At 67.5% G+C, this 24,301-nt stretch carries 26 protein-coding genes, 1 tRNA gene and 1 pseudogene; 20 read left to right on the forward strand and 8 right to left on the reverse strand.

Translation table 11 applies throughout. The annotated features are described in order from the left end of the window. Positions 1-104: 104 nt before the first annotated feature. The gene (locus G1H11_RS11350) at positions 105-1,943 is read right to left on the reverse strand and encodes a phosphoenolpyruvate carboxykinase (GTP) (RefSeq protein ID WP_163818666.1); all 1,839 of its coding nucleotides are present in this window, start codon (positions 1,941-1,943) and stop codon (positions 105-107) included. Positions 1,944-2,307: 364 nt separating this feature from the next. On the opposite strand from G1H11_RS11350, the gene G1H11_RS11355 reads away from it, so the two are divergent. Continuing rightward, positions 2,308-2,380: transfer RNA gene (locus tag G1H11_RS11355), tRNA-Arg, on the forward strand. A 60-nt stretch (positions 2,381-2,440) separates the two neighbouring features. Here G1H11_RS11355 and G1H11_RS27020 read toward each other — a convergent pair. Next, positions 2,441-2,641: pseudogene (locus G1H11_RS27020) on the reverse strand (tyrosine-type recombinase/integrase); the annotation flags it as partial. Positions 2,642-2,754: 113 nt separating this feature from the next. On the opposite strand from G1H11_RS27020, the gene G1H11_RS11365 reads away from it, so the two are divergent. The 5 genes from G1H11_RS11365 to G1H11_RS11385 all read left to right on the forward strand — a co-directional run bounded on the left by G1H11_RS11365 (position 2,755) and on the right by G1H11_RS11385 (position 4,843). Then, positions 2,755-2,982, forward strand: a complete 228-nt coding sequence (locus G1H11_RS11365; RefSeq protein WP_163818667.1) for a FitA-like ribbon-helix-helix domain-containing protein — start codon at positions 2,755-2,757, stop codon at positions 2,980-2,982. Continuing rightward, a complete protein-coding gene (locus G1H11_RS11370) occupies positions 2,979-3,422 on the forward strand; it encodes a PIN domain-containing protein (RefSeq protein WP_163818668.1) in 444 nt (147 codons plus the stop codon). Before G1H11_RS11365 ends, G1H11_RS11370 begins: the two co-directional genes overlap by 4 nt. Positions 3,423-3,549: 127 nt before the next feature. Then, positions 3,550-3,921: a hypothetical protein gene (locus G1H11_RS11375; protein ID WP_163818669.1), complete on the forward strand. Its 372-nt coding sequence runs from the start codon at positions 3,550-3,552 to the stop codon at positions 3,919-3,921. After that, a complete protein-coding gene (locus tag G1H11_RS11380; protein WP_163818670.1) occupies positions 3,909-4,454 on the forward strand; it encodes an alpha/beta hydrolase-fold protein in 546 nt (181 codons plus the stop codon). Before G1H11_RS11375 ends, G1H11_RS11380 begins: the two co-directional genes overlap by 13 nt. 41 nt (positions 4,455-4,495) lie before the next feature. After that, entirely contained in the window at positions 4,496-4,843 is a 348-nt protein-coding gene (locus G1H11_RS11385; RefSeq protein ID WP_163818671.1) for an Ig-like domain-containing protein, read from the forward strand. 100 nt (positions 4,844-4,943) lie between these two features. On the opposite strand, the gene G1H11_RS11390 is transcribed toward G1H11_RS11385, so the two are convergent. Beyond that, positions 4,944-5,720: an IclR family transcriptional regulator domain-containing protein gene (locus G1H11_RS11390; RefSeq protein ID WP_163818672.1), complete on the reverse strand. Its 777-nt coding sequence runs from the start codon at positions 5,718-5,720 to the stop codon at positions 4,944-4,946. Between the two features lie 143 nt (positions 5,721-5,863). Here G1H11_RS11390 and G1H11_RS11395 point away from each other — a divergent pair, with 143 nt between their 5' ends. The 3 genes from G1H11_RS11395 (at position 5,864) to G1H11_RS11405 (ending at position 7,815) form a co-directional block, all read left to right on the forward strand. Further along, a complete protein-coding gene (locus G1H11_RS11395; protein WP_163818466.1) occupies positions 5,864-6,166 on the forward strand; it encodes a hypothetical protein in 303 nt (100 codons plus the stop codon). Positions 6,167-6,186: 20 nt separating this feature from the next. Further along, positions 6,187-7,374 (forward strand): fumarylacetoacetate hydrolase family protein, encoded by a 1,188-nt coding sequence (locus tag G1H11_RS25755; RefSeq protein WP_216843670.1) that lies wholly within the window; start codon positions 6,187-6,189, stop codon positions 7,372-7,374. A 153-nt stretch (positions 7,375-7,527) separates the two neighbouring features. Next, a complete protein-coding gene (locus tag G1H11_RS11405) occupies positions 7,528-7,815 on the forward strand; it encodes a hypothetical protein (protein ID WP_163818673.1) in 288 nt (95 codons plus the stop codon). Positions 7,816-7,909: 94 nt separating this feature from the next. Here the strand turns inward: G1H11_RS11405 and G1H11_RS11410 are convergent, their stop codons facing one another. Further along, positions 7,910-8,794 (reverse strand): sigma-70 family RNA polymerase sigma factor, encoded by an 885-nt coding sequence (locus G1H11_RS11410; protein WP_163818674.1) that lies wholly within the window; start codon positions 8,792-8,794, stop codon positions 7,910-7,912. Positions 8,795-8,916: 122 nt separating this feature from the next. Here G1H11_RS11410 and G1H11_RS11415 point away from each other — a divergent pair, with 122 nt between their 5' ends. Continuing rightward, positions 8,917-9,741, forward strand: a complete 825-nt coding sequence (locus tag G1H11_RS11415) for an SDR family oxidoreductase (protein WP_163818675.1) — start codon at positions 8,917-8,919, stop codon at positions 9,739-9,741. Between the two features lie 65 nt (positions 9,742-9,806). Continuing rightward, positions 9,807-10,667, forward strand: a complete 861-nt coding sequence (locus G1H11_RS11420; RefSeq protein WP_163818676.1) for an undecaprenyl-diphosphate phosphatase — start codon at positions 9,807-9,809, stop codon at positions 10,665-10,667. A gap of 105 nt (positions 10,668-10,772) precedes the next feature. Here the strand turns inward: G1H11_RS11420 and G1H11_RS11425 are convergent, their stop codons facing one another. Next, positions 10,773-11,546 (reverse strand): TetR/AcrR family transcriptional regulator, encoded by a 774-nt coding sequence (locus G1H11_RS11425; protein WP_163818677.1) that lies wholly within the window; start codon positions 11,544-11,546, stop codon positions 10,773-10,775. 195 nt (positions 11,547-11,741) lie between these two features. Here G1H11_RS11425 and G1H11_RS11430 point away from each other — a divergent pair, with 195 nt between their 5' ends. Together G1H11_RS11430 and G1H11_RS11435 are read left to right on the forward strand one after the other, a co-directional pair. Further along, positions 11,742-13,985 carry an MMPL family transporter gene (locus G1H11_RS11430; protein ID WP_163818678.1) on the forward strand — a complete coding sequence of 748 codons (2,244 nt, stop codon included), beginning with the start codon at positions 11,742-11,744 and terminating at the stop codon, positions 13,983-13,985. Between the two features lie 201 nt (positions 13,986-14,186). Further along, on the forward strand, positions 14,187-15,788 hold the full coding sequence (locus G1H11_RS11435) for a family 10 glycosylhydrolase (RefSeq protein ID WP_216843671.1): 1,602 nt from the start codon (positions 14,187-14,189) through the stop codon (positions 15,786-15,788). Positions 15,789-15,827: 39 nt separating this feature from the next. Here G1H11_RS11435 and G1H11_RS11440 read toward each other — a convergent pair whose 3' ends face one another. Next, positions 15,828-16,295, reverse strand: a complete 468-nt coding sequence (locus G1H11_RS11440; RefSeq protein WP_163818679.1) for a pyridoxamine 5'-phosphate oxidase family protein — start codon at positions 16,293-16,295, stop codon at positions 15,828-15,830. A 62-nt stretch (positions 16,296-16,357) separates the two neighbouring features. Between G1H11_RS11440 and G1H11_RS11445 the strand changes: the two genes are divergently transcribed. Then, entirely contained in the window at positions 16,358-17,347 is a 990-nt protein-coding gene (locus G1H11_RS11445; protein WP_163818680.1) for a WYL domain-containing protein, read from the forward strand. Positions 17,348-17,363: 16 nt separating this feature from the next. Here the strand turns inward: G1H11_RS11445 and G1H11_RS11450 are convergent, their stop codons facing one another. Beyond that, a complete protein-coding gene (locus tag G1H11_RS11450) occupies positions 17,364-17,693 on the reverse strand; it encodes a DUF202 domain-containing protein (RefSeq protein ID WP_163818681.1) in 330 nt (109 codons plus the stop codon). After that, positions 17,690-18,079 (reverse strand): YidH family protein, encoded by a 390-nt coding sequence (locus tag G1H11_RS11455; protein WP_163818682.1) that lies wholly within the window; start codon positions 18,077-18,079, stop codon positions 17,690-17,692. Before G1H11_RS11455 ends, G1H11_RS11450 begins: the two co-directional genes overlap by 4 nt. Before the next feature lie 211 nt (positions 18,080-18,290). Between G1H11_RS11455 and G1H11_RS11460 the strand changes: the two genes are divergently transcribed. The 6 genes from G1H11_RS11460 (at position 18,291) to G1H11_RS11485 (ending at position 24,285) form a co-directional block, all read left to right on the forward strand. Next, positions 18,291-19,160 (forward strand): glycosyltransferase, encoded by an 870-nt coding sequence (locus G1H11_RS11460; protein WP_163818683.1) that lies wholly within the window; start codon positions 18,291-18,293, stop codon positions 19,158-19,160. A 125-nt stretch (positions 19,161-19,285) separates the two neighbouring features. After that, on the forward strand, positions 19,286-20,314 hold the full coding sequence (locus G1H11_RS11465; protein ID WP_163818684.1) for a glycosyltransferase family 9 protein: 1,029 nt from the start codon (positions 19,286-19,288) through the stop codon (positions 20,312-20,314). Next, on the forward strand, positions 20,311-21,531 hold the full coding sequence (locus G1H11_RS11470) for a glycosyltransferase (RefSeq protein ID WP_163818685.1): 1,221 nt from the start codon (positions 20,311-20,313) through the stop codon (positions 21,529-21,531). The genes G1H11_RS11465 and G1H11_RS11470 overlap by 4 nt, the downstream gene beginning before the upstream one ends. A 5-nt stretch (positions 21,532-21,536) precedes the next feature. Further along, positions 21,537-22,163: a D-sedoheptulose-7-phosphate isomerase gene (locus G1H11_RS11475; protein WP_163818686.1), complete on the forward strand. Its 627-nt coding sequence runs from the start codon at positions 21,537-21,539 to the stop codon at positions 22,161-22,163. Then, positions 22,160-23,605, forward strand: coding sequence for a PfkB family carbohydrate kinase (locus G1H11_RS11480; protein WP_163818687.1), 1,446 nt, complete (start codon positions 22,160-22,162; stop codon positions 23,603-23,605). Before G1H11_RS11475 ends, G1H11_RS11480 begins: the two co-directional genes overlap by 4 nt. Further along, positions 23,602-24,285 carry an SDR family oxidoreductase gene (locus G1H11_RS11485; protein ID WP_163818688.1) on the forward strand — a complete coding sequence of 228 codons (684 nt, stop codon included), beginning with the start codon at positions 23,602-23,604 and terminating at the stop codon, positions 24,283-24,285. The genes G1H11_RS11480 and G1H11_RS11485 overlap by 4 nt, the downstream gene beginning before the upstream one ends. Positions 24,286-24,301: the final 16 nt, after the last annotated feature.

A 24,301-nucleotide genomic window follows, 5' to 3' on the forward strand; every position in this document is an offset into this window, starting at 1 on the left:
CTCCCGTCAGGGCTGCCCGATGGTTCCCTGGCTACCCGGGCGTTGTGTCGGCAAACGTCACACGGCTGGGCACCGGTACCCCGGTGCCCAGCCTGCGTACCCGGCTACGTTATGCCGAGCCGAGTCTTCAGACCGTCGAGCTCTGCCCACAGCAGGGTGGGAAGCTTGTCCCCGAACTTTTCTAACCACGCAGTGATGTCCGGCACCTCAGCGCGCCACTCGCCTGGGTCGACGCGCAGGCAGAGCTCCAACTGCTGGGGAGTGAGGTCCAACCCGTCGACGTCGAGGGACTCCGGGGTCGGCACACGACCGATCGGCGTCTCGGTGGCCTCGGCGGTGCCATCCAGCCGCTCCACGACCCACTTCAGGACCCGGCCGTTTTCGCCGAACCCTGGCCAGGCGAAGCCGCCGTCCTCGTCCCGGCGGAACCAGTTGACGTAGAAGATCTTGGGCAACTTCTCCGCGTCGGCATCCTTGCCGAGCGAGATCCAGTGCCCGAAGTAGTCGCCGCCGTTGTAGCCGATGAACGGCAGCATGGCCATCGGGTCTCGGCGGATCACGCCCACCTTGCCGGCTGCGGCGGCCGTTGTCTCCGAGGACAGCGTCGCACCCATGAAGACTCCATGGGTCCAGTCGCGCGCTTCGGTGACCAGCGGTATCGTCGTCGCGCGTCGTCCTCCGAAGAGGATGGCCGAGATCGGCACACCGCGCGGGTCGTCGTACTCGGGGGCGATGATCGGGCACTGGGTGATGGGTGTGCAGAAGCGGGAGTTGGGATGTGCGGCCGGCTCGTCCGACTCCGGAGTCCACTCCCGGCCCTTCCAATCCGTCAGGTGCGCGGGCGCGTCCTTGGTCATGCCCTCCCACCAGATGTCACCGTCGCCGGTGAGCGCCACGTTGGTGAACAGGCTGTTGCCCTTCGCGATGGTGCGCATGGCGTTCGGGTTGGTCTTCCATCCGGTGCCGGGAGCTACGCCGAAGAGGCCGTACTCGGGGTTGAGCGCGTAGAGGCGGCCGTCGTCGCCGAACCGCATCCAGGCGATGTCGTCGCCGAGAGTCTCCACCTTCCAGCCCGGGATGGTCGGCTCCAGCATGGCGAGGTTGGTCTTGCCGCACGCGGACGGGAAAGCCGCGGCGATATAGCGCACGGTGCCGAGCGGCGAGGTCAGTTTGAGGATGAGCATGTGCTCGGCCAGCCAGCCCTCGTCGCGGCCCATGACGCTTGCGATGCGCAGGGAGTAGCACTTCTTGCCGAGCAGCGAGTTGCCACCGTATCCGGAGCCGTAGGACCAGATCATCCGTTCTTCGGGGAACTGCGTGATGAACTTCGTCTGGTTGCACGGCCAGGGCACGTCCTGCTGGCCGGGCTCGAGCGGGGCGCCGACGGAATGCAGGCAGGGGACGAAGTCCGCGGAACTGCCCATGGCCTCCAGGACGTGTGTGCCCATCCGGGCCATGATGCGCATGGAGGCCACGACGTAGGCGGAGTCGGTGAGCTCGACGCCGAACATCGGGTTGGGCGAGTTCACCGGCCCCATGCAGAACGGGATGACGTACATGGTGCGTCCACGCATGCAGCCGCGGTACAACTCCGTCATCTCGGCCTTCATCTCGGCCGGGTCGCGCCAGTTGTTCGTGGGGCCAGCGTCGGCCTCGTCCACCGAACAGATGAAGGTGCGCTCCTCGACCCTGGCGACATCCGTGGGGTCGGTGCGCGCCCAGAACGAGTTGGGCTTCGTCTCCGGATCTAGACGTACGAGTGTCCCCGCGGCGACGAGCTCGTCGGTAAGGGCGGTCCACTCCGCGTCCGAGCCGTCGCACCAATGGATGCGGTCCGGCTGAGTCAGATCGGCGACTTCCCGGATCCACGCGATCAGGCCTTGGTGCGAGGTAGGAACGTCGTCGAAGCTGTGGGAGACGTGATGATCGGCGATGGCTGTCATGGCGGTCGGCTCACCTCTTTGCTGTCACGCCGGCTATGCGGGGCCGACGGCGGATAGGCGAACGTCACCCGAGCCAGGCCATTCTGGAGCGGGCGGTGATTCGCGAATTGCTACGACAGTAGGTAGCCAATCTCACGTCTTGGAACGGCCGAAGCCGTGAACAGAGTCACAAGCAGCGCCGAAAATACGTATAAAACGGGCACTGGTAATGACCTCACCGTACCAAAATAGTTCTCGGTCCGTACCAGACGGGTTCTCTAGGGGCGTGAACCGCGCTGTAGGCATTGTCGTCCTGCCGACGTGCGGATTTCGCCTCCGGCCAGGATGGCCGGTACACTCTTCTCTGGCCCGCAAGATGGGCCACGCGCCCCTAGCTCAACGGATAGAGCATCTGACTACGGATCAGAAGGTTGGGGGTTCGAATCCCTCGGGGCGCGCGTTCCGAAAGCGGCTGGTCAGAGATTTCTGATCGGCCGCTTTCCAGTTTCACGACCACTTTACGACCATGATTCACTTCGTCGGGCTGAGTGCGGTGGCGGCGTTGGTGGAGCGACGCCGCGTCCCATGTAGACGTTCTGGGTCATGCTGGGTTCTTCGTGGCCGAGGTGGTCGGCGATCTCGCGGGCGGTGAGTCCGGCTTGGTCGAGGCGGGTGGCGACGGTTTTGCGGAAGGTGTGGGAGGTGACCCAGTCGTAGCCGCCGGTGCCGTCTCCCGCCCGAACTTATCGGCTGACCGACGTGCGTGGCAACGCGGTGGTGGCCACATTCCTGAAGTGATATCGTTAGGACGATATCGGAATGAGGTGTCTCCATGGAGCAGATCTTGATCCGCAACCTTCCAGTCGGGACCAAGGCTGCCCTTCGCGCACGCGCCGAGCAGCATCGCCGGTCGGTCGAGGCGGAAGCCCGCGAGATTCTCGCTGACGGCCTCGAGGGTGAGCCCGTCACGATCGTCGATCTGCTGAGCACGGATGAGGGCGCCGACATCGAGTTCGAGCCCGATCGCTTGGGCCTGGCCGCGCGAACTCCTGAGCTGTGAAGTACGTCCTGGACACGAATGTGGTGTCCGCGCTGCGAGTCCGAGGACGCAATCGGCCGGTGGAAGCCTGGGCGGCGTCGATCCCCGTGGCCGACCAGTTCGTGACGGCTACGACTGTCGCCGAGATCGAGCGCGGAGTCGTCGCGAAGGAGCGATCCGATTCAGCGCAGGGAGAGATCTTGCGCCGGTGGTTCGACGAGCACATGTTGCCCACGTTCGCCAACCGCGTACTGCCATTCGACCTGGCGGCCGCCCGGATCCTTGCCACGTACCGGGTTCCCGAGCACGCGCCGTTCGATGACGCGCTCATCGCCGCCATCGCACAGACCTCCGATATGACCGTCGTGACGCGCAACACCAAGCATTTCGAACCCCTCGGCGTCCGATGTCTCAACCCATGGGGCCACATGTCGGATGCGAGCTCGACGACAGCGCGCTGACGCCAAGCGCGGTTTCGATCCGCTTGGGGGTTAGTCATGCCGCGAACGACGCGGATGGATGCGCGCCGGGGACTCGGCCGCGATGAGCGACGCTGAACGCACCTCTCGGATCGGATAAACCCGGCGGATGGCGGCCGGGGATGATGGCGGCGACGCCGTGGTTGACGTTGCCGAGGAGGGGGACGACGAAATCTGGGAGATCACGGTTCCGCTGCCTGCGGGTTCGTATCGGTACGCGTTCACCTACGATTGCGCTAACGAGCTGGCGACCGGTTGCACGTTGCATCCTGATCCGGCCAAACCGTGGGAGCTGGAGCGGCCGTATCCGATTGCTCCGGGCGCGGTGCGCAGCACGACGTTCGTCCCGTCGCATCCGGACTTCCCGACCTACGACAACGACTACCAGGCGCCGGTCGAGGCGTCGAGGATGGGCTCGCTGGAGCAGGTGCGGTATCCGTCGCCGTTGTCGAACAACCCGTCGGCGGCGTGCATGACATAGTCGTGTACCTGCCGCACGGCTACGACGCCGATCGGGCTACCCCATACCCGACGCTGTACCTCAGCCACGGTGGTGGTGACCATTCCACCGCGTGGACGATGCAAGGGGTGGCTCACTACATCCTGGAGAACGCGATCGCAGCCGGCGCCGTGCAGCCGATGGTGATCATTTCCACCGACTTCAACGGCCTGCCCGGCGGCAACAACGGTTATGCGAACGAGCTGCGCGACAACGTGATCCCGTATGTGGAGGCGAACTACAACGTCGCCACTCGCGCCGAAGACCGCGCCCTCGCCGGGTTCTCCGCCGGTGGCTGCCGCGCGTTCACCATTTTCTACGACCACACCGTGCTGTTCGGCTACCACGCCCCGTGGAGTATCACCGGGCCCGTCGCGAACGCTGACCAGATCGAGCGGATGAAGGCGGTGCCAGGCGGCATCCACATTGGCACCGGCCTGCAAGACCACCTCTTCAATAACCGTGGGCAAGGCGGCACTGTCGTGGCCAACACCCGATACGGATCGAGGCTCTGAAGGAGGCAGGTGTCGATGTCACTGACTACCACGTCGATGGTATGCACACCTGGCACGTGTGGCGTCCGCTGCTCAACTTCTACCTGCGGAACGTGGCTTTCCGGACGACCACGACCGAGCTGGACCTGGACACCACGCAGGCCGGGAGCTCGCACATGGTCCGGGTGACGGCGACCGCGACGGTGGACACGGTGAACACCAGCGTGGCCGCCCCCTCGGGGACAGTCGAGTTCTACGCCGGTGAGACCTACCTCGAATCGGCGAAGGTCCGCAACGGCGTCGCCACCTTGCGCAAGGCCGTCGACGGTGCACTCCTCGACGAACCCGTCGTCGCCCAATACAAGGGCGATGAACTGTTCAACGAGTCACACAGCACACCGGCCAGCTAACCGGCCCCATAACCTGTGGTGGCGCCTCCCTCGGGGGAGGTGTCATCACAGGCACACGCCATCCGACACTGGAGCCGGTTCAGATGGCGCGTCGAGCTTCTCAGTCTTGCGGTGCGGGTGGCTGGGACTCAGTCACGTATCCGAGTTCTTTCGAGATCAGCGTCGCGGTGTTCAGCAGAAGAGGCAGCTTCTCCTTCAGCTGGTCAAGGGTGGCGATGACTTCGATCGCTGTGATGGATACGGCGGCGATCACCTGTCCTCGCGAGTCCCTGATCGGTACCGCAACGCACATGACGTACGCGTCATGCTCACCGTTGTCTGTGGCCCAGCCGCGCTCACTGACGCGGGTGAGTTCGGCCTCGAGCGATTCACGGTCAGCCAAGGTGGTATCGGTGTGTTGCTTGAACTCGACGTGTGCGAGCAGTCGGTCGCGTTCCTCGCATGAAACGTGGGCGAGGATGACCTTGCCGACAGCGCTCGCGTAGATCGAGACCGCTCGCCCGACCCGCGACGGCAGCTTCACGGCGTCGAACGCCGGGCTGTCGACCTTGTCGATATAGATGATCTCGTCACCGGTCAGCTGAGCGAGATGCACGGTGTGACCTGTCTGCTGCTGAAGCTGGCGAAGGTGCTCAGCCGCAAACTGGCGAAGATCCATTGAGCCGAGCGCGAGCTCCGACAGCTCGATCAGTCCGCTGCCGAGGACGTAGGTGCCGGCTCCTGTCCTGCGCACGAATCGCTCAGCCTCGAGCGTCTGAAGAATACGCAAGGCCGTCGACTTGTGAACACCCAGCACCTCCGCGGCGTCCGTGAGGCTCAGTGGGTGCTCGGCTGACTTACGGATGAGGCTGATCGCACGCTGGACGGTTTGCGCCACAGTTCCTCCCTGGTTGCGGTATACGCAATGTCACAAGACGTCAAATGTAACTACCACTGGACAGCGTTGCATATTTCCCTACGATCGTTGCAACATGAGAACGCCGTTCGAGTCAGCCCGTGAACTTCTTCAAAGGAGTAACGATGCGAAAGCAGCGCGTCCGCCGCAGTGTGGTGGCGGTGATCAGCATGATCGGAGCGATGGCGCTCCTCCTGACCGCCTGTGGCGCTGACAGGGAGGGTTCTGGCGGTGACGCCGACGGCGATGCCGGCAATGGATCCGAGAGCGGTGGCGTCACAACGCTCACCTTCGCGGCCTCGACCTTCGGTCAGACCATAGCTATGCATCCGTTCACGCCCCACCCCATGCGTCTCTTCCACGACGCCGTCTTCGACATCCGGCCCTCGGACGAGCGGTCGTTCTTCAACTTAGGAGACGGCACGTGACCCTCTCATCGACTGACACTGTGAATGCCGCGGCCGACTGGTACGGATGTGCCGCGGACGCGCTGCCGACCGATGCCGAGTCCACCGTCCTGGTCGGTCGTATCTGGGATCCGTCTGCCGACGGGCCGTCACCGGTGATCGTGCGCAACGGCGACGTGTTCGATGTCAGCGCGCAGTACCCAACCGTGCGGGACATTTGTGAGCAGCCGGACCCGGCGGCCGTCGTCCACGGTCTCGACGGGCCGCGCGTAGGCAGCTTCGAAGCGCTGCTCGCCAATACGGGGGCATCGAGCCGGGATCAAGGCCGGCCATGGCTGCTTGCCCCGGTCGACCTCCAGGCGCTCAAAGCCGCAGGAGTGACCTTCCCGGTTTCCATGATCGAACGTGTCATTGAGGAACGTGCTCGTGGCGACGTTGCGCTTGCGGCGGACATCCGCAGCCGTATGCTCGCCGACGTCGGTGCGGATCTGCACGATCTGCTGCCGGGATCCGAGGAGGCGGCGCGGCTGAAAGACCTCCTCGTCGCCGCGGGTATCTGGAGCCAGTACCTCGAGGTCGGGATCGGTCCTGATGCCGAGATCTTCACCAAAGGCCAGGTCCTCTCCGCCGTGGGAACCGCTGTGCCTGTCGGCGTGCTTGCCGCCTCCGACTGGAACAACCCTGAGCCCGAAGTGGCTCTCATCGTTCAGTCCAGTGGCCGGATCGTCGGTGGGACTCTCGGCAACGACGTGAACCTCCGCGATGTCGAGGGCCGATCTGCGCTCCTGCTTACTCGGGCGAAGGACAACAACGCGTCATGCGCGCTGGGTCCACTCATCCGGTTCTTCGATACGCGGTTCGACTTGGAAAGCGTGCGAGGGCTCGACGTCAGTCTGAGCATCGACGGTGAGGACGGCTTCCGCCTCGATGCGGTCTCGGAGATGGCCCGCATGTCCCGCGATCCCGAAGCGCTGGTTGGGCAGCTGATAGGCCCTCACCACCACTATCCCGACGGTGCAGTTCTGATGCTCGGCACTATGTTCGCGCCTATTCAGGATCGCGACCGGCCCGGCGAAGGGTTCACGCATAAGGTCGGTGACGTTGTGAGAATCGGCTGCCCCGCGCTCGGGACGTTGGTGAACCGTGTCCGACACGCCGAAGATTGCGAACCGTGGACCTTCGGCGTGCGTGATCTCATGGGCAATCTCGTGAAGAGGGGCCTGTTGTGAGCAGTTCATTTGTGACCGGCTGAACGCTTCGGATGACCTCCACCCCCGGGTGACGAACCATGTCGCGAAACCAGCAGGCAGTCTCTCGAAGCCACGCACGGCTCGATCCTGCTCGATCTGACCCAGGCGGTTCCGCTGTCCTCTGACATCGAGGTGCATCTGACGGTCACACACTCGTCGTTGCGCCTGATCGTTCCGCCGGGCACCACCGCTGCGGATGACGGCATCAACCTCCGGTACTCGTCCATCAGGCTGCCGGGTCTTGAGGAGGCGGCCGACGACGGCGTCGGACCCAGTACCAGCGGGGCGCGCGGCCCGGTGATGCCGCTCCGGCTCCGGCTCACCGGCGAGGCGGTGCACTCCTCCGTCACCGTCCGTCCATTCAACACCGGCTCTCTGTGGCGGCGCATTGTGCGCCGCCTGCTGGGCCGGAGCACCTGACCGCCCGGCGACGTCTTGAGCCATCGTCTGGGAGCCATCGTCGGTTGTCGCAGAAGACGTGGCGCGGTGACGTGGCCTATGCGGCAGCCGGGAATCAACTGACGAAGGCGGACACTCCGAGTTGGCCGATTCGGACCGGATCGGCAAGCACATCGATGGCGACGATCCGCCCGCCACGGACGGTGAACCCCATGATCGCCACCGGTGCGCCGCGCGGCGCGACTATGACGCCGGCCGCAGCGTTGACCAGGACGGGTTTGACGGACACGCCCAAGCGGGCGCCGATGCGAGCCTGCTCGCTCACGGCCTTGGCGCCGCGCACCACGACCGAGAGCGCCGGTCTCGCCTGGCCGCCGTCGAATCGCAGCACGACGTCGGGATCCAGCAACGAGATGAGCGCGGCGAAATCACCCTCGCGCGACGCGGTCAGGAACGCGTCGACGACCTCGCGCTGGAGCGCGAGGTCAAGATCGGGCGCCGGAGCCGCTTGCCGCACCCGGCGGCGAGCTCGGCTGGCAAGCTGCCTGGCGGCCGTCGGGGAGGACCCCACGATTGAGGAGATCTCGCTGAACGGGACGGCGAACATGTCGTGTAGCACAAACGCGAGACGTTCGGGCGGTGCCAATGTGTCGAGCACAACAAGGAGGGCAAGACCGACGGAGTCGGCGAGCATCGCTTCGTGCTCTGGGTCGGGGCCATCCGGGTGGCTGATGATCGGGTCCGGTATGTGCGCGCCGACCGGCTGCTCGGGACGGGCCTTGCGTGCACGCAACATGTTGAGGCACACCCGGCCGGTCACCGTCGTGAGCCACCCGCCGAGGTTCTCGATGTCCTCCGACGCCGAGCCGTTCAACCGGATCCATGCCTCCTGCACGGCGTCGTCGGCCTCACTCAGTGAGCCCAGCATCCTGTAGGCCACGGCCCGAAGGTGGACGCGGTGCTCCTCGAAACGCTCGGCGAGCACGTCGTCTTCGTTCACCGGTCACATTCTCTCGTCGAGGCGTGTCATGGCAGCAGACCGAAGACGCACCCGCTCCGGCGGCGGGCCGTGTGCCGTGCGACGGTCTGAACTCAGATTAAGCCCAGCGAAGAGGAGCAGACATGCAGTGGCCGGCGGAAGAGGACGGACGCGCCATCGGGCCCATACTGGTTACCGGCGGCACAGGCACGCTCGGGAGACTCGTCGTCGCTCGATTGCAGAATGCCGGATGTGCCGTGCGGGTCTTGAGCCGTCACCAAGCTGCCGATGGTTCCGACGGGGTCGAGTACGTCACCGGCGACCTGGGCAGCGGCGAGGGGGTCGATGCCGCCGTGAGCGGTGTCCGGACCGTCGTGCACTGCGCGGGCAGTGCGAAGGGCGACGACGACAAGGCCCGGCATCTGGTCTCGGTCGCATCGCGGGCCGGAGTCTCACACCTGGTGTACATCTCGGTGGTGGGTGCCGACCGGGTCCCTGTGGTCAGCCGAGCCGACCGAGCCATGTTCGGCTACTTCGCCGCCAAGCTGGCCGCAGAACGGATCATCAGCGAGTCAGGCGTGCCGTACACGATCCTGCGGGCCACCCAGTTCCACGACCTCATTTTGACCATGGCGCAGGCGATGGCGAAGCTGCCGGTGATACCGACCCTGTCCGGGGTCCGATTCCAGCCGGTCGACGCCGGCGACGTGGCGGACAGACTCGTGGAGCTGGCGTTCGCCAGGCCGGAAGGCCTGGTGGACGATCTGGGCGGCCCGCGGATCTATGACATGGCTCACCTACTGCGTGACTGTCTCCGGGCAAGCCGTAAGCGCCGGCTCGTCGTGCCGCTCCGGCAACCAGGGAAGGCCGCCGCGGCGTATCGGGACGGAGCCAACCTGGCGCCCGACCATGCAGTGGGCAAGCGGACCTGGGAAGACTTCTTGGCTGAGCGAGTGGGCCTGATCTGATCTCCGAGCTCCGGGGATAGGGTCGAGCGCATGGTTGGGCCGGAAGCTGACGGAGCAGACGAGACGTGACGTTGTGGGAGGCTGCACTTCTCGGCCTGGTGCAGGGCCTGTTCATGTTCATTCCCGTGAGTTCGACCAGCCACCTGGCCCTGACCCAGCACTGGCTGCTCGACCGGGGGTCCGCCATGGCGGACCAGGACTCGCCAGAGATGATTCTGTTCGACGTCGTCGTCCACGCCGGCACGTTGGTGTCGATCGTCGTGGTCATGCGGGTCAGCCTCGGCCGGTTGATGACCGGGATCTGGACCGACGTCCGGCAAGCGACGTCGCGGCGCGATCTGGACGGCCTGCATCACCTGCGGATGGCATGGCTCGGCATGATCACCGTGGCGGTCACCGGTGTTCTGGGGCTCGTCGTCCGAGCGGTGGGGACGGGGGCCTTCGCCAGCCCCGGCGTCATCGCGGCGGCGCTCATCGTCACCGGTGCGATCCTCTGGTGGACCGATACCGCAGGGCCGCAATGGCGGGATGCCCGGCAGCTGACCGTATGGGTGGCGATCGCGATCGGCGTGGCGCAGGCCGCGGCTCTGCTGCCTGGCCTCAGCCGCAGTGGGCTCACCATCGCCATGGCGCTCTTGCTGGGTATGCACCGCAAGCTTGCGGCTGAGTACAGCTTCTTCGTCGCCATTCCGACCATCCTTGCCGCCACCGCTGTGCAAGCTGTCGACGTCATCCGGGATCCTGACCTTTCCTTCGCCATCGGATGGGGCGAGTACGCGATGGGCTTCGTCGTCGCGGCCGTGGTGGGGGCGGGCGCTCTCGTCGCCGTGCTCAAGCTCCTCTACCAGGCGAGATTCCGCTACTTCACGGTCTACGTGGTGGCGCTCGCCATCGTCATTCTGGTGGTCCAGCCCATCCATCTCTGACGGCGGTCCATTCACATCCGCCCCCGGCGACGAACGACGGCACGGCCCTGTTTGTCGATGACGTCCGGGCATTCGTGCGGAAGGTCAGTTGACCGACGTCTGCCTCTACGACAACGCCCCGTCCGTGGGCCAGGGGAAGCCCGCGGCCGTGGCTGCGAGCCGCACGGCGGAGGTGAACAGCGCGTCGCGCGCCTCGGGCGGAACGAAGTCGAAATGCCCGTAGGTCTCCAGGGAGACGAATCCGTGCAGTGTCGCCCAGCTGTGCATGCAGGCCTGGAACGTGTCCTCCGGCAACGGCCTGAGGCTTGGGTCGCCGGCGTCCTCGTCGAACATGACGCACGCGGCCACGGCATCGTCGACGTCCTGGATCAGCGGCCGTCGCAGCTGGCCGGAGGCGGCCGCCTCGGAGAACAGCGACTTCAGCTGCCACATGGCCCGGCGGGCCGCCTCCGTGGTGGGCCCTTCTTCCGGCGCGACGTATCCCGGCACCGGCAAGCCGAAGATCAGCGCGAATTGTTGCGGCTCACGCTTGGCCCACTCGCGGTAGGCCTGGGAGACGGCGAGGAAGCGCCCGGACAGGTCGTCGCGGGGAAGCTTCTCGCGTGCGTCGGCGACCGTGGTGCCCAAGTCGTCGTATGCGTCGACGATCAGTTCGGTCAGCAACTCGTCCCGGTCGGAGAAATAGCGGTACAGCGCCGGCGCCGTCATGCCCATCTCGCGGGCGATGTCGGAAAACCGGAGGTCGGTGGTGCCGTGCTCACGCATGAGCTGCAGCGCTGTCTGCTTGATCTCCTCGATCGTGGCCGCTCGTGCGCGCTCCCGCCGGGTGGGGCGCTCAGCCTGATCGGCGTCTTTCGGCGCATGGGGCGTCGTGTTCAAACGGGGACTCAACTCCTCGGGCGGTGGCGGTTCGATCGTGCGCCGACCGCTGACTCCAGGGTAATCGTTAATCATCGTTACAGAAGTTATGCCGCTTGACAACATCCAGGTAGAGCAAGAATAGTTATGCTCCGTAACGCTCGTGACTAGACATCATGCAAGTCACGGCTCGTTCCGAGACCTTCGAGGCTTAACATGACCGAACACTCTCCGCCGGCCGATCAGCCCGCCTCCACCCCCGGACCTCTCGGCCGGCTCGCCGGTCTGGCGTTCCGCCGACGCGGCCGCGTGGTCCTCGCCTGGATCGTGGCGATCGCCGCCGCCGTCGGCCTCTCCTCGGCGTTCGGGGGTGACTTCGCGGCCGACTACTCGGCACCCGGCTCGGACTCCAAGCAAGCGCAGGACCTGCTGAATGACCGGTTCCCCGCTTTCGCGGGGGATACGGTCGACGTCGTCATCCAGGCCGACGACGTCACCGCTCCCGACGTGCAGGCCGACGTGACCGCGTTGCTCGGCGAACTGGTGGCCGCTGAGCATGTGGCCGCGGCCGACGACCCGTATGCCCAGCCGGGCGCCATCTCCGAGGATGGCCGGATCCTGTCCGCGCAGCTCCGGCTCACGTACGACAACGGCGCCAACGTTCCGCTGGAGGACAGCGAGCACCTTCTCGAACTCGCCGAGGGCGCGGAGAGGCCCGGCCTTGAGGTCGCCCTGGGAGGCATGTCGATCGAGTTCGCCGAGCAGGACGAGATCGGCTCCGAGGGCATCGCCATGGTGGCGGCCGCCATCATCCTGCTGTTCACCTTCGGCTCCGTGGTGGCCGCCGGATTGCCGCTGCTCGTGGCCCTGGCTGGGCTCGGTGTTAGCGCCATGCTGACTGGCGTGATCGCCGCGCTCATCGACGTTCCCGACTGGTCGACGGCGCTCGCCACCATGCTGGGCATCGCGCTCGGCATCGACTACGTCCTGCTGATGGTGACCCGATTCCGGGAATGGCGGGCGGTCGGCCTCGACCCGGAGCGGGCCACGATCGCGACGCTGGACACCGCCGGGCGGGCCGTTCTCGTGGCGGGGACCACCGTTGTCGTGAGCATGCTCGGCCTGTTCGCCATGGGTCTGTCCTTCATGCGCGGCGCTGCGGTGGTGACCATCGTCGCGGTGTTCATCGTGATGGCGGCCGCGACCACGCTGTTCCCCGCCATCCTCGGCTACCTCGGACGGCACGTCGATCGGCTCCGGCTGCCACGTGGTCGCGGCCGGAGGGCTGCCCTCGTCGCCGAGGGCGGACACGTCGAGCCGTCCCGCGGATGGCTGTGGTGGGGCCGGCTCGTGGACCGGCACAGCGTCATCGGCACCGTGGTGGGCGTGGCCGTCCTCCTCGCCCTGGCGGCGCCATTCCTCGGCGCCCGCTTCGGCTTCCCCGACGCCGGTAACGCGCTTGAGGACAAGTCGGTGCGGCAGGCGTACGACATGAAGGCGGAGGGCTTCGGCGCCGGATCCAATGGGCCCTTGCTCATGGTGGCCGACATGTCCGCCGCTGAAGATGCCGAGGCACTGAACCGTGTGCTGGACGACGTCGCACGCACACCGGGCGTGGCCGCCGTGACGCCGGCCATGCTCAACGACACCGGTGACACCGCTGTGTTCACCGTGGTGCCGACGACGGGGCCGCAAGACCCCGCCACCGAGGAACTCGTGCACGTCTTGCGCGACGACACTCTGCCGGACGTGGCGGCCGCCGCCGGGGTCGACGTCTACGTCGGCGGTGTGACGGCGATGTCGATCGACGGCACGGACAACGTGGTCGATCGTATTCCCGTGCTCATCGGGGGCGTTGTGGTCCTGTCGATGCTGCTGCTCCTGGTCGCGTTCCGCAGCGTGATCATTCCGATCACGGCCGCGCTGATGAACCTGCTCTCCGTCGCGGCGGCGTACGGAGTCGTAGCGCTCGCTCTCGACGGCGGCTGGTTCGGGCAGCTGATCGGTATCGAGTCAGCTACGCCGATGCCCGCCTTCATCCCGGTGCTCATCTTCGCCGTGCTGTTCGGGCTGTCCATGGACTACGAGGTGTTCTTGATCAGCCGGATGCGCGAGTCGTGGGTGCGTACCGGTGACAACGCGCGCGCGATAGTCGACGGACTGGCCGGAACCGGACGGGTCATCACAGCCGCTGCCGCGATCATGGTGGCGGTCTTCGCGGCCTTCATTCCCAGCGACGAGGTGTTCCTCAAGGTCATCGGCGTCGGTATGGCCGCGGCGATCTTCATCGACGCGACCGTGGTGCGGATGATGCTGGTGCCGGCGGTGATGCACCTCTTCGGCCGCTATAACTGGTGGTTGCCGGTGTCCTGGGAGCGACGACTGCCGCAGCTGCACGTGGAGGGCAGGCCGGATGTGCACATGCCGGCTCCGGAGCGGCGGCTCGAGCCCGTGGGTTGACCGTGAGTTCAACGTACGCGCGGCCCGTGCCGTACTCCACCGAGTGTAAGAATGAATTTCAGCTCCTGGATCTAATGACACGCTGAGGGAAATTCATTACGCTCCGGTCTACCGGATCCCGCCCGCCCACGGGTGTTGCCGTCCCATCACTCACGGCCGGGCGGGTCCGAGGCACAGATCGTCGACAAAGGAGCCTGATCCATGCTGCGTCGTCGCTCAGCTCTGATCACCGCGGCCGCGATCGCGGCCGCCTCGGCCTTGTTCACCACATCAGCCGCCATGGCTGACCACCCGGCAGAGAACACCGCCGAGCAGCCGGCCGAGCAGTGGCGTAGCTACTGGGTGGACTCGTTCCGCGACTCCATCTACACGCCGCAGAACGTGGACAAGCTCGTTGCCGACGCCCAGGCGGTGAACGCGAACGTGCTGATCGTCCAGGTCAGTCGATGGATGGACTGCTTCTGCAACCGTTCCAGCTTCCCGCGTACCCACGTCGCGATCGATCCCGGCTTCGACCCGCTCGACGACGTCATCGAGAAGGCTCACGCCGCAGGCATCGAGGTGCATGCCTGGGTCAACGCCACACCGGCGTGGAATCTGGCCGCGCCCCCGGAGAACCCGGAGCACGTCGTCAACACCCACGGGCATGACGCCGAAGGGTGGGACAACTGGCTGAACGTCCGGGTGGACGGCAAGCAGACCGCCGGAGCCAATCTCCGCAACCTCGACCCGGCCAACCCCGCGGCGGTGGACTACGTCGTCGACGGGATCGCCAGCATCGTCCGCGAGTACGACGTCGACGGGATCAACCTGGATTACATCCGGTACCCGGACGACAACACTGTCAATTACCAGAGCGACTGGGGCTACACCGCGGCCTCCATCGACCGATTCCAGGCCGCCACCGGGAGAACGGACATCCCGCAGCCCACCGACGCGCAGTTCAGCGACTGGCGTCGGGAGCAAGTCACGGGCCTGACCCGGAAGATCTTCCTGGGTATGTACGAGGTCGACCCCTCTGCCGCGCTGTCGATCAACGGCATCACCTACTGGTTCGGCCCGCAGACCGAGGGTGGCTGGGAAGAGACCCGCGCCTACGCCGAGGTCATGCAGAACTGGAAGGCGTGGCTGGAGGAAGGCATCATCGACGTCAATGTCGCCATGAACTACAAGGTGGAAACGGATGTCGGCGACCGGATCCAGATGTACGACGAGTGGAACGAGGTCCTCAAGGACTGGCAGGCCGACCGCTTCGCCGTCGTGGGACCAGCGCTCTACCTGAACACCGTCGAGGACAGCCTTGCCCAGGCCAGGCGTGCTTTGGAGCCCTCGGCCTCCGGGAACACGGTGGCCGGGTGGAGCGGATACTCTTACGCGGCTCCCAGCTCGGTGGCCGCGGCGGATCCCGGCCGGGCCGGCGCCGAGCGCGCCCGGCTTGCCCGCGCTCTGACGATCGAGGACCCGTCCGGCGCTCCGCCCCTGTTCGCGGAGCCGGCGGACGTGCCGGAGATGATCTGGAAGACGCAGCCCACCGAGGGGCACCTCGTGGGGGAGGTGGTGACCCGGTCCGGGAACCCGATCGATCAGGCCGCCGTGACGCTGACCCATCTCAAGTCTCGGAAGACCGTGACCGGGAGACTCACCGACGGGTCCGGCTGGTTTGGATTCGCCAACCTCGAACCAGGCCGGTGGCGGGTGTCGGTGGAGCTCCCGGACGACGTGACCGGCCGGCACGTCGACGTCGTCCAGGTTGAAGCAGGGGCACTCGCCACAGCTACATTCGCGCCTCTGATAGAGCGGTAGTGTCCTGGTGCGGGGCACCGCCCCGCGTCCTCGACGGTGTCACCGGGTGAAGAGCCGGACGGGCTGCCCGGGGCGCCAGAGCTGGATCTGCATCGCCGTGCGCGTCTCGTTCAGGCCGGCCAGGACGACATCGTCGATATCGAGCAGGAACAGGTGGAAGGCGCCGGGCACGTCAGTCGGCCGGTCGAGATAGTGGTCGATGCGATCCGCGGGCACCTCGATCGCCCGGCCGGAAATCTTGGCGTCGCCACCGTCCATTGAGCCGTCCCCAGGATTGGAGTGCAGGGCATAGCGCGGATCCCGCTGCAGGTCCTTCGCCTTGACCGCGTTGAGCATGGACCCGATGGTCAGGTGCTCGCCGTGGAAGGCGACTTCGGTCCCGCTGACCCTGGGTGCTCCGCCGGCACGCACGGTGGCGAGGACGTGATGCTTGGTGAACTCGAGCCGGGCTCGGACCGCCCGGGCGAGCTGGGGTTCCTCATCTGTGAACTGTTTCCAGGTTGCCATGGTCGTCATCTTTCAGGTCTCCGCTGACATCCAGTGTCAGGGATTCACGCTAGATTCGTGCCGTGCGAGCGAGCCGGCTGATGACCATACTGTTCACGCTTCAACGGCAGCGGGGTATGACCGCGTCGGAGCTTGCCGATCAGCTGGAGGTCTCCGTCCGTACGGTCTATCGGGATGTCGCCGCACTTCAGGAGGCGGGCGTGCCGTTGTGGACCGAGCCAGGCCCCGGAGGGGGCATCCGGCTGGTGGACGGGTGGCGGACCAGGCTGGACGGCTTGACGGGTGACGAGGCGGCCGCGCTGTTCCTGGCCGGCGCACCGGCGGCTGTCTCCGATCTCGGCCTCGGGGCCGTGCTGACGGCGGCCGAGTCCAAGGTGATCGCCACGCTGCCACCGGAGCTGCGCGGGAGAGCGCGCCGGTTGCGTGAACGCTTCCACCTCGACGCACCGGGGTGGTTCGGGCGGGAGGACGCACCAGTGCATCTAGGGGTGGTTGCCGACGCTGTGTGGTCGGGAAAGCGACTGGATCTCATGTACCGAAGAGCGGATCGGCGTGTCCAGCGGCGGCTCGATCCGCTCGGTCTGGTGCTCAAGGCAGGCGTCTGGTACGTCGTGGCCGCCCACGAGGGTCAGGTCCGGACCTATCGGGTGGCCCGCATCGATGACGCCGCTCTGGCCGACGAGCCGGTAGTCCGCCCGGAGGGCTTCGAACTGGCGCGCTGGTGGGCGGAGTCTGCAGCGGCGTTCGATCGGTCGCTGTTGCGGTTCTCCTGTCGGGTCAAACTGTCGCCGCATGCCATGCGGAAGCTGAAGCACGTGATGGGGCCAGTGTCCGCGGACGCTGCTCTCGGGTCGGCCGAACCGCCGGACGATGACGGCTGGCGAATCGTGACCCTTCCCGCCGAGGGCGAGGACGTGGTGGCGACCCAGCTCGTCGCGCTGGCTCCCGGTGTCGAGGTGCTGGAGCCGGTGACGCTTCGCGAAGTGCTGCGGGAGGCCGGCGCCCGGCTCGCGGAACATAACGCACCTCATGTTCGGCCGGAAGGCTGGTGACGCGCCGGCCGAAGGATCATGAGCTGAGCGCGTAGACGACCTCCACGAACGCCAGCAGGAGCGTCACCGCCGTCGCCAAGGCAGGGAGTCGCCCGTCCGGCAGCGCCCGCCCCTCGTGCAATGACCGATGCGCGACGCGGTACCGGCGGTGGGCCAGGACGAGAACGGCCACCGCGGCCGGAGCCGCCACGACGCCGAAGACCAGGGCCCCCAGACCGAGTGGTTCGGCGGTCAGCCGGCTGGCGAGGACCACTGCCAGTAGGAGGGCGAGCCCTGTTCGCGTCCAGGCCAGTGACGTCCGCTCGTTCTGGGCGCCGTCGTCGAATGCGCGGTCGGTGGCGGTCATCGCCCGGTGATCAGGACGACACTGATGACTACGGTGGCCAGGGCGAGTCCCAGGGCCAGAACCGGCGCGAGAGCCGGCGAGGGCAGAGGACGAGACTCCCGCAGGGCGCGTTCGGCGCGGGCCCAGCGGAAGAACGCGACGGAGCTGCTCGCCGCGCCGAGAAGCGCCAGCATCAGCACCAGAGCCAGGCGCACGCCCGACTGCTCCGGAATCTCCAGCGCCTCGAGCGCGATCCCCGCTGCGACGAGGGCCAGCGCGGTGCGGATCCAGGCGAGGAACGTCCGCTCGTTGGCGAACGTGAACCGCGGGTCAGGCTCCTCGCCGACGTCATAGACACGGCGTGGCCAGCGCCGGGGCGGCGCCGCATCGTCGTCCCTGTTGGTCATGGCCGGTCTGGTCACATCCTCTGCTACAGCGGTGCCGCCGGAAACCTGTGTTCCTCGGCATGACCACCTGGTGAAGAGGATTACATGCCTATCACGCTGGGCAACGTGCCGGCCCCGCGTGGGCGGTAATGACAGGGCTGACACTCGCTGACCCACCTGTCGTGGCGCAGAACCGAGGATCGAGCGTGCCGCGGACGGGTACCTGGTCGGCATGGACGAGAGCGCGCAAGATCTGGTCACCACCGTCGTCATCTCTCACAACGGCGGCGAGAGCCTGATCGAGTCGATGGCCCGGCACCGCGGCGCGGTCATCCTGGTGGACAACGCCTCGACGGACGGGGCTCCGGACGCGGTCGCCGAACGGTACCCCGACGTGCGGATCGTACGGCTGGGCTCCAATCTGGGCGCGCCCGCCCGCAACATCGGGGTATCGATGGCGGGCACGCCGTACGTCGCCTTCGCCGACGACGACTCGTGGTGGGCGCCGGGCGCGCTGGACCGAGCCTCCGAGGTCTTCCAGGCGTATCCAGACGTCGCCGCCGTAGCCGGCCGCGTGGTCATCGAGCCCGACGGCCGGCCCGATCCCATCTGCGCCCTGATGGCGGACTCGCCGCTGCCCGCCCGGCCAGACGTCGGTGGACGGGCCATCGCGGGCTTCCTGTGCTTCGCCACGGTGGTCCGCCGGGACGCGTTTCTCGGCGCCGGCGGCTTCGACGACGTGGTCTTCTTCGCGGGCGAGGAAGAGCGCCTCGCCATCGATCTGCTGAGTCAGGGCTGGGAGCTGCTGTACATTCCGGACGTCGTCGCTCACCACCAGCCGACGGCCGTCCGGGATCGCTCGCGGCGGCGACGGCTGGAGGAACGCAACCGGCTTCTCACCGCGGTGATGCGGCGCCCGTGGCCGGTGGTGATCCGGACCGTTGGGCAGGCCCTGCGGGAGGCAGAGGGACGGGGTGCCCTGGTAGACGCGCTACCTCGGCTCCCGCGTGCATGGAGATGCCGCCGGCCGTCATCGCCCCTGGTGGAACGACGACGCACCGAACTCGAGCGATCATCCGGCCAGAGCGCCGAAAGTCGATAGCCCTCCCACAAGAACCATGAAAAGCAGCTTGCCGCAAGTAGCGGCTCCGGAAAAGAAGTGTTTCTCCTCCGGAGAAGTGGGCACATGTGTGGCGCATGGCTTCTCGGGGAGGCGAGGTATAAAGCGTGAAACACCGCGTGCTCTGTGTCCGGCTCGACAATGCCGGCGACGTACTCCTGGCGGGGCCGGCGATCCGGGCGGTCGCCGCCTCCGGCGCGGCCGTCACGGTTCTGGCCGGTCCTTCTGGTGCGGAGGCCGCCCGGTTGCTGCCCGGTGTCGAGGACGTGATCGAGTGGCGATGCCCGTGGGTCGACCTCGATCCACCAGCGGTCAACTCGGGTGACCTCGCGCTGCTGAAGATGCAGCTGCGCCTGCGCGAGTTCAGCTCTGCGCTGGTATTCACCTCGTTCCACCAGTCTCCACTGCCTACGGCGCTCGTCCTCCGGCTTGCGGGAATCGACTGGATCGGCGCCCTCAGCGACGACTATCCGGGCTCCTTGCTGAACCTGCGGCATCGGCTGGAAGGAGACCACCCGGAGGCCGAGCGTGCCTTGTCCCTGGCGGAGGCTGCTGGATATCAGCTTCCTGCCGGCGACGACGGGGCGTTGCGGGTACGTTCCGGGCTGCCGGACGTTCGGGCATTGACCGGAGACGGTCCCTACGTGGTGCTGCATCCCGGCACGTCGGCGCCGGCCCGCGCCTGGCCCGAAGACCGGTTCACCGAGCTGGCCCGGATGTTGCGTGCGGCGGGGCGGCGCGTCGTCGTGACGGGCGGGCCGGGTGAGGCGTCATTGACCCGGCGGGTGAGCGCGGCGGCCGCGGTGGATCTTGGCGGCAAGACCAGCATGACGGAGCTCGCGGCCGTTCTGGGAGGAGCCCTGGCCGTGGTGGTCGGCAACACCGGTCCCGCGCATCTGGCCGCCGCGGTGGGCACCCCGGTGGTCTCGTTGTTCGCGCCGACGGTGCCGGCCGCCCGCTGGGCACCGTACCGGGTCCCGTCGCTCATCCTCGGCGACCAGTTCGCGGCCTGCCGCGATACCCGGGCCGTCGCCTGCCCGGTACCGGGCCATCCGTGTCTGTCGTCCGTTCCCGCGGCGAGGGTGGCCGACGCCGTGTCCACCCTGATCCCGAGCGCAGAAAGGATCCCGGCATGAAGATCGCGATGGTTTCCGAGCATGCCAGCCCGCTCGCCGTCATCGGGGGCGTGGACGCCGGAGGCCAGAACATCCATGTAGCGGCGCTTGCCAGCACGCTGGTCCGGCGAGGACACGATGTGACCGTGTTCACCCGGCGGGATGCTCTAGACCTCCCCGAGCGGGTCACGACGCTCGATGGGTACGTCGTCGAACACGTCCCGGCCGGTCCGCCGACGGAGGTTCCCAAGGACGAACTCCTCCCGCACATGAAGGAGTTCGCCGCGCACCTGAGCCGGAGGTGGAGCGCTGAGCCGTTCGACGTCGCCCACGCCCACTTCTGGATGAGCGGGCTGGCGGCCACCGAAGCGGCCGGGTTGGCGAAGGTGCCGGTGGTGCAGACCTTCCACGCGCTGGGCACCGTCAAGCGTCGTCATCAAGGCTCGAAGGACACCAGTCCGCCTGACCGGATCGCCTGTGAGGAGCGTTTGTGCGCGGACGTCGACCATGTCATCGCCACCTGTAGCGACGAGGTGGAGGAACTGGCAGCGATGGGGCTGAGCCGGGAGAAGGTGTCCGTCGTCCCATGCGGAGTCGACCTCAGCCGGTTCCGGCCCAATCACACGTCGCCGGCGCTGTTCGCGCCGCCCAGACTTCTCGCGGTGGGCCGGCTCGTGGAACGCAAGGGGCTGTCCGACGTGGTCGAGGCGCTGGTCGATCTGCCAGGCGTCGAGCTGGTCGTCGCGGGCGGGCCACCAGCAGAGGCACTCATGGCCGACCCGGAGGCCAACCGGGTGACGGATCAGGCCCGAGCCAACGGCACCGCGGACCGCGTGCGCTTCATCGGTTGCGTGGACCAGCAGCATATGCCAGACCTGTATGCCACCGCTGACCTCGTCGTTGCCGTGCCGTGGTACGAGCCCTTCGGCATCGTGCCGGTGGAGGCGATGGCATGCGCGCGCCCCGTCGTGGGATCTGCCGTGGGCGGCCTCCTGGACACCGTCGTTCCGGGTGAGACCGGCGAGCTGGTACCCCCGCGGGATCCGGCCCGGCTGGCCGCGGTCGTCCGCGACCTGCTGGGTGACCGCGCGCGCCGGGAAACGTACGGACGAGCGGGCGTCGAGCGGGTCCGAAGCCGGTACGGATGGGACACCGTGGCCGGGCAGACCGAGGACGTCTACACGGCAGTAGCCCGCGCGGCGAGTGCACATCCCGCAGCAAGCCACCACGCGAGGTGAGAACAATGACCTTGGCCACCCCCCATGGGCAGGAGCATCTGGATCTCCTGGCCGACACGCTTCCCCGCTTCCGGGACTGCGTCGATCTCGCCCACCGGTGGGGCACGGAACTCGCCGCGACTCTCTCCACCGGCGGCCGGCTGCTCGCGGCCGGCAACGGTGGGAGCGCGGCCGAGGCGCAGCATCTGACCGCGGAGCTTGTGGGGCGCTACCACGAGGACCGTGAACCCTACTCAGCGATCTGCCTGAGTGCGGAGACGTCGAGTCTTACCGCGATCGTCAACGACTATCCACCGGCGGAGCTGTTCGCCCGGCAGGTGGAGGCACACGGCCGGGCCGGTGATGTTCTCGTGCTCATGTCGACCAGTGGCCGGAGCCCGAACATTCTGGCGGCGGCCCAGCGGGGGCGGAGCCGCGGGCTGCGGGTGTGGGCCTTCACCGGTGCTTGGCCGAACCCGCTGGCCGAGCTCGCGCATGAGGCTTTGTGTGTTCCGGCGCCGTCCACCGCCACGGTGCAGGAGCTTCACCTGGTGGCTCTGCACATCATGTGCGCCGGTTTCGACGCCGGCCTGGGCGTGGGCCTCGGTGACGGCCGAGACGCCGTGAGCGACGAGATCGGGGTGACTCCATGAGGCCGCGCGTCGTCGTCGCCGGCGACGCGCTGCTCGACGTGGACGTCGTCGGCGTGGCCAAGCGGCTGAGCCCGGACGCGCCGGTACCGGTGGTCGACGACGTCGCCGAGCGTCTGCGACCTGGTGGCGCCGCGCTCGCGGCGTGCTTGCTGGCCGCGCGCGGCGCTGACGTCACGCTGATCGCGCCGTTGCCCGACGACGACCCCGCCCGGCGGCTGCACGCGCTGCTGGAAGAGGTGGTGGCGGTGCGGGCGGTTCCGTGTGCGGGCAGCACGCCGGTGAAGAAACGGGTCCGGGCGGGCGATCAGTCCATCGTCCGCCTCGACAGTGGCGGCGAGCCCGGCGCCATAGCTGAGCTGCCGGAGGACGCCGCCCAAGCTCTGGCGTCGGCGGACGCGGTCCTGGTGTCCGATTACGGCCGGGGCATGGCCGCCGCTCCGGACTTCCGCGCGGTCCTGCAGGCGCTGCCGCACCGCCCGCCGATCGTCTGGGACCCACACCCCCGGGGGGCGCACCCGGTGCCCGGCGTCACTCTGGCCACACCCAACGCGCAGGAGGCGACGGCGTGGATGGAGCGGTGCGGTCACTCGGTCAACGGCTCCGGCGAGGGCTGGATGACGTCGCTGCGCCAGGCCGATGCGCTCCTGCACGCCTGGCGGGCCGGCGCTGTGGCGGTGACCCTGGGTAGCCAGGGTGCGCTGCTGTCACACGGGCACGGTGCTCCGCTGATGCTGCCGGCGCCGAGGACGAGCGGCGGTGACGCGTGTGGCGCCGGCGACGCGTTCGCGGCCACGGCCACCGCATTGCTCGGCAGAGGAGAGGTCAGTGAGGAGGCGGTGCGGCAGGCTGTCGTCGATGCGAGCCAGTTCGTCGCGGATGGCGGCGCCGCCGGCTTCACCGCGCGGCTCGGCGCCCGAACCTCTCCGGACAGCGGCGAACGGCCGCAGCCGTGGCAGACCGACGCCGCCGAGGTGGCGCGCCGCGTGCACACCCGCGGCGGCGTGCTCGTAGCCACCGGGGGCTGTTTCGACCTCCTGCATACCGGCCACGTCGACTGCCTGCAAGCGGCCCGGAGGCTGGGCGACGCGCTGATCGTGTGCCTCAACTCCGATGAATCGGTGCGCCGGCTCAAGGGCTCGTCGCGGCCGATGGTCCCGGCACCGGACCGCGCCCGGATCCTGCAGGCCCTCGAATGTGTGGACGCGGTCCAGATCTTCGAGGAGGACACCCCCGCAGAGGTTCTCCGGCAGCTCCGCCCGCACGTGTGGGCCAAGGGCGGTGACTACGCCGGTGCGGAACTCCCGGAGCAGGCCGTCGTCGCCGAATGGGACGGACACGTCGTCACTCTTCCGTACATCGGCGGCTGGTCCACCAGTGCTCTCCTGGCCGCCGCCCAGTCCGCCGGCAACGACCGGTCACCGATCCAGAGGAGAAGCGCATGAATATCGGCACCGTCTTGGTCACTGGTGGCTCGTCCGGTCTCGGCGCGGCGGTCACCCAGCTCTTGCAGAAGGAAGGCGCCCGCCCCGTGGTGCTCGACCGTAATCCGCCCGAAGCGGACGTCGATCACGAGATCGTCGATCTCGCGGTCCGTGGGGCCGCCGAGGACGCCGTCGAGCAGCTAGCGGCCCGCGCCGGCGGACTCGACGCCGTGGTGACATGTGCCGGGGTGGACTCGTGCGGGCCGCTGACGGGGGTCGCCGCGGACGAGTGGGAACGGGTCATCGAGGTCAACCTCTTCGGCACGGCCCGGGTGGTGCGCGCGGCTCTGCCACATCTGGAGCGGAGCAACGGCCGGCTGGTGACTGTAGCCTCCACCTTGGGTCTGCGCGCCGTCAGCGACGCGACGGCGTACTGCGCGTCGAAGTTCGGCGTTGTGGGGTTCACCCGGGCTCTCACCGCCGAGCTGGCCGGACGGGTGTGCGTCACTCTCCTGGTGCCGGGCGGCATGGAGACGCCGTTCTTCGACGGCCGCGACGAGCAGTACCGGCCGCCGGCGGACGCCAAGCTGAATCAGCCGTCCCATGTGGCCGGTTCGGTGCTCTTCGCCCTGCAGCAGCCCGCTGGATGTGAGGTGCGAGAGATCCTCGTGACACCGTCCATGGAGAGCTCGTGGCCGTGACGTCGTGCCATTGGTC

Source organism: Phytoactinopolyspora alkaliphila (genome assembly GCF_010550695.1).
Lineage (GTDB): Bacteria > Actinomycetota > Actinomycetes > Jiangellales > Jiangellaceae > Phytoactinopolyspora > Phytoactinopolyspora alkaliphila.